11 protein-coding genes are annotated in these 12129 nt (G+C 64.6%); 3 read left to right on the top strand and 8 right to left on the bottom strand.

Annotation, left to right across the window (positions count from 1 at the left end; translation table 11 throughout):
- Positions 1 to 126: 126 nt before the first annotated feature.
- Complete coding sequence (locus tag VJ811_RS15240) at positions 127 to 381, bottom strand: hypothetical protein (protein ID WP_324073862.1); 255 nt, start codon at positions 379 to 381, stop codon at positions 127 to 129.
- A gap of 106 nt (positions 382 to 487) precedes the next feature.
- On the opposite strand from VJ811_RS15240, the gene VJ811_RS15235 reads away from it, so the two are divergent.
- Both VJ811_RS15235 and VJ811_RS15230 read left to right on the top strand, forming a co-directional pair.
- Complete coding sequence (locus VJ811_RS15235; protein WP_056373385.1) at positions 488 to 727, top strand: hypothetical protein; 240 nt, start codon at positions 488 to 490, stop codon at positions 725 to 727.
- A 46-nt stretch (positions 728 to 773) separates the two neighbouring features.
- Entirely contained in the window at positions 774 to 1541 is a 768-nt protein-coding gene (locus VJ811_RS15230) for an alpha/beta hydrolase (RefSeq protein ID WP_324073856.1), read from the top strand.
- On the opposite strand, the gene VJ811_RS15225 is transcribed toward VJ811_RS15230, so the two are convergent.
- From VJ811_RS15225 to VJ811_RS15215, 3 genes are all read right to left on the bottom strand, one after another.
- A complete protein-coding gene (locus tag VJ811_RS15225; protein WP_324073853.1) occupies positions 1492 to 2538 on the bottom strand; it encodes an alpha/beta hydrolase in 1047 nt (348 codons plus the stop codon). The genes VJ811_RS15230 and VJ811_RS15225 overlap by 50 nt on opposite strands.
- A 58-nt stretch (positions 2539 to 2596) precedes the next feature.
- On the bottom strand, positions 2597 to 4264 hold the full coding sequence (locus tag VJ811_RS15220) for an MFS transporter (protein ID WP_324073850.1): 1668 nt from the start codon (positions 4262 to 4264) through the stop codon (positions 2597 to 2599).
- A gap of 177 nt (positions 4265 to 4441) precedes the next feature.
- Entirely contained in the window at positions 4442 to 5812 is a 1371-nt protein-coding gene (locus VJ811_RS15215; protein ID WP_324073849.1) for a DEAD/DEAH box helicase, read from the bottom strand.
- A 367-nt stretch (positions 5813 to 6179) separates the two neighbouring features.
- Between VJ811_RS15215 and VJ811_RS15210 the strand changes: the two genes are divergently transcribed.
- Complete coding sequence (locus VJ811_RS15210; protein WP_324073846.1) at positions 6180 to 7652, top strand: glycerol kinase; 1473 nt, start codon at positions 6180 to 6182, stop codon at positions 7650 to 7652.
- A gap of 216 nt (positions 7653 to 7868) precedes the next feature.
- Here VJ811_RS15210 and rpmE read toward each other — a convergent pair whose 3' ends face one another.
- The 4 genes from rpmE to bamA all read right to left on the bottom strand — a co-directional run.
- Positions 7869 to 8096, bottom strand: a complete 228-nt coding sequence (gene rpmE, locus VJ811_RS15205; RefSeq protein ID WP_324073844.1) for a 50S ribosomal protein L31 — start codon at positions 8094 to 8096, stop codon at positions 7869 to 7871.
- Positions 8097 to 8308: 212 nt separating this feature from the next.
- Positions 8309 to 8788, bottom strand: a complete 480-nt coding sequence (gene fabZ, locus VJ811_RS15200; RefSeq protein WP_324073842.1) for a 3-hydroxyacyl-ACP dehydratase FabZ — start codon at positions 8786 to 8788, stop codon at positions 8309 to 8311.
- 5 nt (positions 8789 to 8793) lie between these two features.
- Positions 8794 to 9489 carry an OmpH family outer membrane protein gene (locus tag VJ811_RS15195; protein WP_324073840.1) on the bottom strand — a complete coding sequence of 232 codons (696 nt, stop codon included), beginning with the start codon at positions 9487 to 9489 and terminating at the stop codon, positions 8794 to 8796.
- Positions 9489 to 12129: outer membrane protein assembly factor BamA (bamA, locus tag VJ811_RS15190; protein WP_414711958.1), on the bottom strand; the 2641-nt coding region annotated here is incomplete at its 5' end. The genes VJ811_RS15195 and bamA, both read right to left, overlap by 1 nt.

The raw sequence follows: 12129 nt of genomic DNA, 5'->3' as shown, positions 1-12129 counted from the left end.
ATGAACGTGCCGAACTCAGCAGAGTTGGCAATTTCCGGGATCATCAGCTGAATTCCGAGATGCCCAGCAGCAGATTAACGTCCGCTTTCCACCCCATAGCTGACGTCGCCCTCAAATAGGCCTTTCCTACATTATCCGGCTGTGCCAGCCTTCATCCGGCTCTTTCATTTGGTGGATAAAGCGGTCGCTGTTGCGGGTGCCGCCACGGCGAGGAGTGTCGCGCGCGTCCAGCCCGCCGCCAGATCCAAACCGGGCGCCGCACAGGGCTGAACTTTCCTGAACTTTGGAAGGATTGCACAGCCCATATGCCGGCCGGTTCCAACCCGCGATGACGAAAGAAGATAATGCGGTTCGCCGCCCATTGCAGACATTCGTCGCCACCTCCGCTCTTCCCTCATCTGTCGGATTAACTTACAGTTTACCATAAGCCCGGCGCGCCGAATCGCGCATTTGCGCCAGTGGCACGGCGCTTGCTTAGGCTATGGTGATGCTGAAAAAAATCGGACGCCTGTTCGTCATCAAGACCCGCTTCGAAGCGTGCCTCATCATCTACGCCCTCGCCGTCGGGGCGATGGCGCGCGGCGCCGCCTATCTGCACGAATATCCGGGGACCGGCGGCAAGCTGCTGCTGCTCGCCTGCACCGGATCGGTGTTCCTCGCGGGCGCGAAGATTTTCGACTGCCTGCGCTTCGAGCAGGCCGCGGAGGCCGCGCGGCAGGCGGAGTAGATCAGCGGTCTTTCGCCGGTCATCCAGATATGCGAAGGCACCCGCCATGAGCAGGATCAGCGGCCGCCCGGCCATCAGCAGCGAGCATGTCTATGGCCTGAGCCTGCGCGTCGCGCGCTGGCGTGCCGGTCAGAGTGAGGGCACGCCCGGTACGCCTTTGTTGTTCCTCAACGGTATCGGCGCCGATCTGGCCGCCGCCGCGCCGCTGCTCGCGCAGATCCATGACCGCGAGGTGTGGACGCTCGACATGCCCGGCGTCGGCGGCTCGCCCGACGCGCTGCTGCCCTATGGCGCGCCGACGATCGCGGCGGTGGTGATGGAGATCGCCGACCGCCTTGGCCACAAGACGGTCGACGTCGCCGGCTTCAGCTGGGGCGGTGCGCTGGCACAGCAGATCGCGATCCAGTTTCCGGGGCGCGTACGCCGGCTGGTGCTGATGGCCACGACCCCGGTCATGGGCGCGCCGGGGATCGGATGGGCCGCGATGTTCGACGACGACATGCTGGCGAGCGGGCTCAAGATCCAGACCGCGACCCCGCTCGGCATCGCGTACCAGAGCGCCGCGATGGCGGGATGGAGCAGCGTGGGCTTCCTGTCGGGGCTGAAAAACCTTCCGACACTGGTGTTGATGGGCGAGCAGGATGGCGTGATGCCCGCCTGCTATGGCGAGATGCTTGCCGACCAGATCGACGGCGCGGTGCTGGAAATGGTGCCGGGATCGCACCTTTTCCCCTTCACCCATGCCGCGGCCATCGCGGAGCGGATCAGCGCGTTTCTGGATTCGCCGGCGGCTGCGAAACAAGCCGCCGCTTGAGGAAGTCGGCGATCGCCGCAGCGGTCGCATCGGGGGCTTCCTCCATCGGCAGATGGCCGATACCCGGCAGCATCACGACCTCGGACGCCGCGATGCGTTCGTTGAAGGTCTTCGCGGCGCTCGGGTTGATAATCCGGTCCTTGTCGCCGAACAGGATCAGGGTCGGCGCCTCGATCTCGCCCACGCGCGCCGCCACCTCGGGCTCGCGGTCCATCCGCGCGCGCAGCACCGTGGCTTCGCGATTGCCGGGAAAGCGCAGCAATTCCCAATAGCGGTCGATCATCGCCTCATCGACGATCGCCTGTTTCTCGACCGACCCGCGCAGCGACTGTTCGACCAGCATCCGCGGCGTGACGCGCGTCGCGAGCCAGCGGCCGAAGGGATATTCGAGGACGCGGAAGCCGACGTTCGATTCGGGCCGTTTCTCGCCCGGCCGCAGCGGCATGCCCGCCGCGTCGATCAGCAACAGCGCATCGACGCGTGTTGGCTGCGCGAGCGCGTAGCGCCAACTGACCCAGCCGCCCATCGAATTGCCGCCGAGGATGAAATGATCGAGCCCGAGCTTCGCCGCGACGACGTCGACCGCGTCCATCATGCCCTCGGCCGAATAATCGGTGTCGGGGGTCGCGCCGGTAAGCCCGTGTCCGGGCAGGTCGAGCGTGACGATGCGATAGGTGGCGCCGAGCCGCTTCACCAGCGGTTCCCACGTATGCAGGCTGGCATTGGCGCCATGGACGAGGATGATCGCGGGGCCGCCCGCCCTGCCCTGATCGCGGTAATGGATGCGCTGCCCCGCCGGCCCCGCGGCGAACGCCGCGTCCGGTCCGCCATATTTGGCGATCATCGCGTCGCGGTCGGTGTCGGGAGTCAGGAGCAGGAGGAAGCCGACGACGATCGCGAGCAATAACGCGAGCGGGATCAGCACCCGCTTGCGCCGGAAGAACGGGCGCCGCGGTGGCGGCGGCGGGTCGAAATCTATGTCGTCGGCAATCATCATGCCCCCCTCAAGGCTCTGCGCGAACCTAGCGCGCGCCCGTCTGGTGGGTCAATCTATCCTAAGGGTGAAGAGACCGGCGGAAGGTTTCGGGCAGGAACAGCAGCCCGACGATCAATGTGATCACCGCGACGATGACCGGATACCAGAGGCCGTAATAGATATTGCCCGTCGCCGCGACCATCGCGAACGCGGTCGTCGGCAGGAAGCCGCCGAACCAGCCGTTGCCGATATGATAGGGCAGCGACATCGCGGTGTAGCGGATACGACTGGGGAAGAGTTCGACGAGCAAAGCGGCGATCGGGCCGTAGACCATCGTCACGAGCAGCACGAGGTAGAAGAGGATCGCGACGACGAGCGGCTTGTTGATCGCCGCCGGATCGGCCTTCGCCGGATAACCGGCGTCGGCCAGCGCGTTCTGGAGTTCGGAGCGGAACGCGGCGATCGCGCCGGCGCGATCCTCCTCGGCGATACGCCAGGGATCGGGCGCGGCGAGGACGCGCGAGCCGATGCGCACGCGCGCGGGCTCGCCCGTCATGCGCTCGCGCGTGAAAGCCGTGTAGTTGACGCCGGCCTTGGCCAGCGCCGACTTGATGATGTCGCAGCCGCTGCCTTCGAACTTGTTGCCTCCGATCGGATCGAACTGGAACGAGCAGGCCCCCGGATCGGCCGCCATGATGACGGCGGCGTTCTGCTGCGCCTTGGCCATCGCGGGGTTGGCGGCGGCGGTGAGCATCTGGAACGCCGGGAAATAGGTGAGCGCGGCGAGCGCACAGCCCGCGAGGATGATCGGCTTGCGCCCGACCTTGTCGCTGAGCCAGCCGAAGAAGATGAAGAAAGGCGTGCCGAGCGCGAGCGCGATGGCGATCAGGATGTTGGCGGTCGCGCCGTCGACCTTCAGCGTCTTTTCGAGGAAGAAGAGCGCGTAGAATTGTCCCGAATACCAGACGACCGCCTGCCCCGCGACCGCGCCGAACAGCGCGACGAGCACCCATTTGAGATTTTCCCAGCGGCCGAAGGCTTCGGTCAGCGGCGCCTTCGACGTCGTGCCCTCCTCCTTCATCTGCTTGAAGACCGGGCTTTCCTCGAGCTGGAGGCGAATCCACAGCGATACGCCGAGCAGGATCACCGAAATCAGGAAGGGAATGCGCCAGCCCCAGTCGGCGAAGGCGGTTTCGCCGATGACCGAACGGATCGCGATGACGACGCCGAGCGCCGCGAACAGCCCGAGCGTCGCGGTGGTCTGGATGAAGCTGGTGAACAGGCCGCGTTTGCCGTCGGGCGCATGTTCGGCAACGTACGTCGCCGCGCCGCCATATTCGCCGCCGAGCGCGAGCCCCTGGACGAGGCGGAGCAGCACGAGCAGGATCGGCGCCGCGACCCCGATTGAGCCATAGCTGGGCAAAACGCCGACGAGGAAGGTCGACGCGCCCATCAGCCCCATGGTGACGAGGAAGGTGTTCTTGCGCCCGACGAGATCGCCGATGCGGCCGAACACGAGCGCCCCGAACGGCCTTACCGCAAAGCCCGCGGCAAAGGCCGCGAGCGCGAAGATGAAGCCGGTGGTTTCGTTGACGCCCGAGAAGAATTGCGCCGAAATGATCGTCGCGAGCAGGCCATAGAGGTAGAAATCATACCATTCGAACACCGTGCCGAGCGACGAGGCCAATATGACCTTGCGTTCACTCTGCCGGGTTTTGGTGGGTATTACCGCTGCTTCGTTCGTCATCCGCTGCCCCTTGCTAAGCCCCTCCCTTTCAGGGGAGGGGTTGGGGTGGGGGTTCGAACCCTTGCGCAAGGCCGATAGCCCCCACCCCGCTGCGACTAGCGAACAAGTTCGCAAGTCTCGCTGCCCCTTCCCTGAAGGGGAGGGGCTAGGGAGGGTCTAGCGGCGCGGAGAGCTACGTCAACCGACGCGCTTCACCGCGCCCTTGTGCGCGCCGACGCTCTTGTTGCGCGGGCGGAAGCGGCGCTTGCGCTGGCCTTCGGCGCCCTCGCCGGCTGCCGCGCCATCACGGCGCGGACCGCGTTCGCCTTGCGGCTTGCCGCGATGCGCGTCCTGACGCTGGCGATTAGGGTCGCGGCCCTGGCTGCCGGTGTCGCGGGGGGGCGCCACGGGCTTGGGCAGGTTGCGCACCAGCTCGTTGAAATTCTCGGGCAGCGGCATCGGCTCGGACTTCGACCGCGTCACGCGCTCGATATCGCGCATGTACGGACGCTCGTCGGGCGCGATGAAGCTGATCGCCTTGCCCTCGGCGCCGGCGCGCGCGGTGCGGCCGATGCGGTGGACATATTGTTCGGGCACGTTCGGGATCTCGAAGTTGATCACATGGCTGACGCCCGACACGTCGATGCCGCGCGCGGCGATGTCGGTCGCGACGAGCAGCTTGATGTCGCCCGAACGGAAGGCCTGCAGCGCGTGGGTGCGCTGCGACTGGCTCTTGTTACCATGGATCGCCATCGCCTTGATGCCGGCGCCCGCGAGGTGGCGCACGACGCGGTCGGCGCCATGCTTGGTGCGGGTGAAGATCAGCGCGCGGTCGATATTTTCGCTGGCGACGACCGAATGCAGCAGCGCCTGCTTTTCCTTCTGTTCGACAAAGGTCGCGAACTGGCTGATCTTTTCGACCGTGGTCGCCGCCGGGGTGACCGACACCGTCACCGGATCCTCGAGGAACTGTTCGGCGAGGTGCGCGATTTCCTTCGGCATCGTCGCCGAGAAGAAGAGGTTCTGGCGGCGCGACGGCAGCAGCTTGGCGATGCGGCGCAGCGAGTGGATGAAGCCCATGTCCATCATCTGGTCGGCTTCGTCGAGGACGAAGATTTCGACGTCGTCGAGGCGCAGCGCGCGCTGGTCGATGAGGTCGAGCAGACGGCCCGGCGTCGCGACGAGGATGTCGACGCCCTGGCTGAGTTCGCGAATCTGCTTGTTGATCGGCACGCCGCCGAAGACGGTCGTGACGCTGAGCTTGGTGAAGCGGCCATAGTCGCGGCAGCTCTGCGCGATCTGCGCGGCGAGTTCGCGCGTCGGCGCGAGGACGAGCATCCGGCAGCCGCGCGGGGTCGGACGGTGCGGATAGGTCAAGAGATGATGGATCGACGGCAGCGAGAAGCCGGCGGTCTTGCCGGTGCCCGTCTGCGCGATACCGCACAGGTCGCGGCCCTTCATCAGCGGCGGGATCGCCTGGACCTGAATCGGGGTCGGGACGGTATAATCCTTGGCGGCAAGCGCGCGATTGATGTCGGCGTGCAGGCCAAAGTCGTTAAAAGTCGTCATAAAATACTCACATAGGGCGACGCGCAGGCGCATCCATTCGTATCGAACGGACGGCGCACGGGCCGCGGGTTCGAAACGACCCGCGTGAAAGGGTGCCTCTGGGGACAAAGCGCTGGTCCGGCTCGCCCGCGCCTGAAAATGGGCGGGAAATCACGCTGCCGGTGGTTACGGCGGGTGATCCCGCCATGCTGCGCTGCACAATCATATGGCATGGGTTGCGGGCAATTGCAAGATTATTGCGTGATAAAGCTATTCTTCTCCTTCCCATTTGTCCTGAGCTTGTCGAAGGACCGTTCTTTCTTCATCACGGAGAAAAGAAGTACGGTGCTTCGACAAGCTCAGCACGAACGGACGAGGGGATAGTGCTTTGGCAGAGAAAATCATCGTCATCGACGAGGGCACGACCTCGACGCGCACGATGCTTTTCGGCGCCGACGGCACCCCGCTCGGCAGCGCGCAGCGCGAGATCCGGCAGCATTATCCCGGCCCCGGCCTCGTCGAGCATGACGCCGCCGAAATCTGGGACGCGACCCTCGCCTGCACGCGCGAAATGATCGCGCAGGCGGGCGGCGCCGATCATGTCGCCGCGATCGGGATCACCAACCAGCGCGAGACGGTGGTGTTCTGGGATCGCACGACCGGCGAGCCGCTGGCGCGCGCGATCGTGTGGCAGGACCGGCGTTCGGCCGCCGATTGCGCGGTGCTGAAAGAGGCGGGCCATGAGGATATGGTGCAGGCAAGGAGCGGCTTGCTCCTCGATCCCTATTTTTCGGGAAGCAAGATCGGCTGGGCGCTGAAGCACTGGCCGCAACTGAAGGAGGCCGGCGACCGGCTCGCGGTCGGGACGATCGAATCCTATCTGATCTATCGCCTGACCGGCGGCGTCCATGTCACCGACGCGAGCAACGCGTCGCGCACCTTGCTGATGGACTTGGGCGGCCAGGGCGGCTGGGATAGCGAGCTATGCGACCTGCTCGGCGTCCCTATGGCGCTGCTCCCCGAAATCACCGGCTGCACGACGCGCGTCGGCACGACCGATCCGGCACTGTTCGGCGGCGCGATCCCGATCTGCGGCATGGCGGGCGACCAGCAGGCAGCGACGATCGGGCAGGCGTGCCTGTCGCCCGGGCAGACCAAGGCGACCTTCGGCACCGGCGCCTTCATCCTGTCGGCCAGCGGCCCGGTGCGGCCGCAATCGGCGAACCGCCTGCTCGCGACGGTGCTGGTGCAGGAGGGCGACGTGCGCTCCTATGCGCTCGAGGGATCGGTGTTCGTCGCCGGCAGCCTGATCAAATGGCTGCGTGACGGGCTGGGTCTGCTCGCCAATGCGGGCGAGAGCGAGGGGCTCGCGCGCTCGGTGAGCGACAATGGCGGCGTCTATCTGGTCCCCGCCCTCACCGGGCTCGGCGCGCCGCACTGGCGCCCCGATGCGCTCGCGGCCATATCGGGACTGAGCTTCGCAACGACGAAGGCGCATGTCGCGCGCGCGGCGCTGGAAGCGCAAGCCTATCAGGCGCATGACCTGAAATCGGCCTTCGCCGCCGACGGGGTCGACTGGGCCGAGGTGCGGATCGACGGCGGCATGGCGGCGAACGACTGGATGGCGCAGGATCTGGCCGACATGCTGGGCATCACCGTCGAGCGGCCCGTTTTCGTCGAAAGCACCGCACTCGGCGCCGCGATGCTCGCCGCGACTGGGGCGGGCCTTTATCCCGACCTCGCGAGCGCGGCCAAGGCGATGCGCGGCACCGCTACGCGCTTCACGCCGGCGCTGGGTGCCGGGAAACGCAAAACGCGCCTTGCCGGCTGGCAAAGCGCGCTTGCAAAGGTTTTGGGCTGAGGCAGTGGACATCCGCCCTTCCCCCTCGATGGGGGAAGGATATAAAGCCTTGGCCGCGATAGCGGCTTAGGCGGAGTTGGATGGGGGTGATGGTGCGGTTGAGCGCCGTCGGTTCAGGCCGAGAACGCACCCCTACCGCTGCGACTAGGCAGCAAGCTGCCAAGTCTCGCTGCCTCCCCCATCAAGGGGGAGGGAGCAACCGGTCCGAGACTGGGCTTAGCGCTTGAGGGTGAGACCGCCGAAACGCTTGTTGAACTTGGCGACCTGACCCGCAGCGTCGAGCATGCGTCCGGTGCCGCCGGTCCAGGCCGGGTGCGCGGTGGGGTCGATTTCGAGCGTCATCGTGTCGCCCTCTTTGCCCCAGGTCGAGCGCGTCTGATATTCGGTGCCATCGGTCATCTTGACCGTGATCATGTGGTACGCGGGGTGAATGTCTTTTTTCATGTCTCTTGGCTCCTGTGCCGCTGGTTTCCGACCAGCCGCGTGAGTCGATGCTTCCCCGTCCGGGGCCGCGAAGCGGTGGCCCCTAACGGTGAATCGTGGAAAATGCAACACCCCTCACCTCGTCATCCCGGACTTGATCCGGGATCCATGCCGGCGCTGAAGTCGTGGACCCCGGATCAAGTCCGGGGTGACGATGAAGAGTGTGTAATTCTTTAGTCGCCGGGCGGATCGGCGATCATCGCGGTGAACTGGCATTCGGCGGCGAGCGCGCCATTCAGCATCGCCCTGCCCTCAAAACGGCAAACGCTGCGCTTGGCCTGAATGATCGTGGCGTGCAGGTCGAGCAGGCAGCCGGGTTCGACCGGCTTTCTGAACTTCGCCCCGTCGATCGCCATGAAATAAACAAGCGTGCCCGTACCCGCGAGCCCCATCGATTCGATCGCGAGAATGCCGGCCGCCTGCGCCAGCGCCTCGACGATGAGGACGCCGGGCATGATCGGCCGGCCGGGGAAATGCCCTTGAAAAAAGGGCTCGTTCATCGTCACCGCCTTGACCGCGTGGATCGAGGTGTCCTTCACCATCGATTCCACCCGGTCGACGAGCAGCATCGGATAACGATGCGGCAGCAGCGTCAGGATCCGGCGGATATCCACCGGCCCCAAGGCGCCGTCCGGCTTTTCCCCATCCGTCATCGAACTTAGCGGGTCGTCGGTGCGGTGCCGGTCGGTGCCGGCGCCGGAGTCGCCGGACGCGTGCCCTGTGCGGCGCGCGCCTGGTCCATCAGCTGCTGGTTGCGCTGCTGGACAAGCTGGCCCGGCTGGTAACCGGCCGGAACCGCGGTCGACACATTGGGAAGGATGCGGTTGAGTTCGGCAACCACCGCGTCGGTGATGTCGACATTGTTTTCGCGCGCGATCACCGCCTCGGGATTGACCAGCAGGTCGACCTTTTTCGCGGTCATCGCGGCCTTGATCGCTTCGTTCATGCGAACGCTGATCTGGTCCTCGACATAAGCGATGGCGAGGTCGATGGGCGCACCGATCTGGCCGAGTTCAGCCTGTGCAGCACGCTGCTTGTCCTGAACGGCCTTGCCGGCGGCCTGGACCGCGGTTTCGTTGCGCGGCGTCTTCTTGATTTCTTCGTTATATTTCGCGACCAGGACGTTGACTTCGGCCTGCAGCGTCTGGCCGCGCGACTGCTGCTGGTCGATCTGCGCCTTGTAGGTCGTTTCGATCTGCTTCGAGGCGGTCTGGAACGCGTTCGAGCGGGCAGCGGCGACGCGGACGTCGGCAACGCCGACACCCTTTGCCTGGGCAATCGCGGGGGCCGACAGGATGGGCGAAACCGACAGCGTGGCAATCGCCAGCGCCGAGGCGGCAAGGATTTTCTTCATCAGAATTGGGTTCCTACATTGAATGAGAAGCGTTTTGTATCATCGCCCTCTTCTTTGCGAAGGGCGTAAGCGAAATCGATCCGGAAGGGACCGAAAGGAGAGTTCCAGTTCACCCCGGCGCCGATCGACACGCGCGGCATCCAGGTGTCGCCGAAGAAGCGTTCCTCGAACGGATCGAGGCGCGAGAAATCGGTCGGGCAAGTCGTATATTGGCCCGTCCCGGTCGGGACGCCGCCCGCCGGCGTGGTCATCGTTTCGGTCGCGAACTGGGTGACACCCGTGGTCGCGTTGCGGCAAAGCGACTTGGTGAGGCCAAAGCCAGGCGCGTTGGGGTTGGTTTCCTTGAAATTGGCAAGCGTCGTCAGCGTCGGACGGCGAACACTGAACACCGAGCCGACGTCGAGGAAGATCGACGGGCGAAGTCCCATTTCCTTCGCGCCGGTGCCGAGCGGAATATCGAGTTCGATCCGGCCCTGATAATAGGCCCGGCCGCCGAGCGCGTCGTCGATCTGTCCACGATCACCGTCACCGTCCGTGACGACAATGGGGTTGGCGGGATCGGCGTTATTGACCGAATAACGGATGACGCGAGGGCCGATGCCGCGGATGTCGAAGCCGCGCATCTGCGGTTCGCCGAGGAAGAAACGGTCGGTCAGGCGGACCTTGTCGCTGGTCGGGGTCGGACGGCCGCCGAACGGATAGATATAGCCGCCTTCGGCCGAAAGGTTGAGGATGAAGCGGCTGCCGAGGTTGAAGTGCTTCGATCCGTTCAAGCGCGTCCGGACATATTTGACGCTGCCGCCAAGGCCGGCGAAATCCTGGCTCAATGACAGCGACTGGCCGCGCGTCGGGCGCAAGCGGTTGTCGCGGTCGTCATAGGCGAGCGTGTAGCCAATGAGCGAGGTCGTGCGATTGCCGATCGCATCGCAGAGGTAACGGCCGGCGATGAGCGGGTCGCATTCGTCGCCGAAATAATAGATTCCCTTGTCGAGCGTCACATCGTCGAAGTTGAGGCTGTAGCGCGCGAAGAAGGACATGAATTCGGTGAGCGGCACGCCGGCGTTGAGCTGGAGGCCGGTCGTGACCTGCTGGAACGTCGTGCGGCGGTCGTTGTTGATGAAGTTGAACGAGTTCAGATCGCGGCGATAGACGCTGCCGCCGACCGAGATGTTGCGGTCGAACAGATAGGGTTCGGTGAAGCCGAGTTCGATCGACTTCGAATAGCTCGAATAATTGACCGACGCCTGGAGTTGCTGGCCGAGACCGCGGAAGTTGCGCTGGCGGATCGACGCCTGGAGCAGAAAATTCTCGATCGACGAGAAACCGGCCGACAGCGACAGTTCACCGGTCGGCTTTTCCTCGACATTGGTTTCGAGGATGATGCGGTCGGGCGCGCTGCCCTCCTTGCGCTCGATTTCCAGATTTTCCTGGAAATAACCCAGGCTGTTGATGCGGTTCTCGGTGCGCTTGACGCCGAAGCTGTTGAACGCATCGCCTTCGTTCAGGCGGAATTCGCGGCGCACGACCTTGTCATGGGTCAGCGTGTTGCCGTTGACGTCGATGCGCTCGACATAGGTACGCGGGCTTTCGGCGACGTTGAAGGTGATCGCCATCGTTCGCGTTTCGGGGTCGCGGCGGAATTCGGGGTTGATGTCGGCAAAGGCATAGCCGAACAGGCCCGCGGTTTCGCTCAGGCTTTCGACCGTATCCTCGACGAGCTTGGCGTCATACCAGTCGTCCTTCTTCATCGGCAGCAGCTTCTTCAGCATCTCGGGCTGGAAGTCGCGGATTTCGCTCTTCACGTCGACGTCGCCGAACTTGTAGCGTTCGCCCTCCTCGACGACATAGGTGATGATGAAGTCCTGCTTGTTGCTCGTCAGCTCGGCCACCGCCGAAATCACGCGGAAATCGGCGTAACCGTTGGTCAGGTAGAAAAGGCGCAGCTTCTGCTGGTCATAGGCGAGGCGATCGGGGTCGTAGCTGGTGTTCGACGAGAGGATCGTCATCAGGCTCGACTGCTTCGTCGCCATCTCGTCCTTGAGATCGCCGTCGCTGAATTTCTCGTTGCCGATGATGTTGATCTGGCGGACCTTCGACTTCGGTCCTTCGTTGATCTCGAACACGACGTCGACGCGGTTCTGGTCGAGCGACACCATCTTCGGCTCGACCGTCGCGGCGAAGCGGCCCTGGCGCTTGTAGAGCTCGATAATGCGCGCGACGTCGGCGCGGACTTTCGAGCGGGTGAAAATCTGACGCGGTGCGAGCTTGATCTCGGGCCGGACCTTGTCTTCCTTCAGGCGCTTATTACCTTCCAGGATGACGCGGTTGATCACGGGGTTCTCGGTGACCTGGATCGTCAGCAGCCCCGCCTCCTTGGTCGCCATTTCGTCCTTGAGGTCGCCGTCGCTGAACTTCTCGTTGCCGATGATGTTGATCTGGCGGACCTTCGACTTCGGCCCTTCGTTGATTTCGAAGACGACGTCGACGCGGTTCTGGTCGAGCGAGACCATCTTGGGCTCGACGGTCGCGGCGAAGCGGCCCTGCCGCTTGTAAAGTTCGATGATGCGCGCGACGTCGGCGCGGACTTTCGAGCGTGTGTAGATCTGGCGCGGCGCCATCTTGATCTCGGGGCGGATCTTG

Source organism: Sphingopyxis sp. (assembly GCF_035250425.1).
Taxonomy (GTDB): Bacteria; Pseudomonadota; Alphaproteobacteria; order Sphingomonadales; family Sphingomonadaceae; genus Sphingopyxis.
This window is presented reverse-complemented; position numbering and strand designations above follow the sequence as displayed.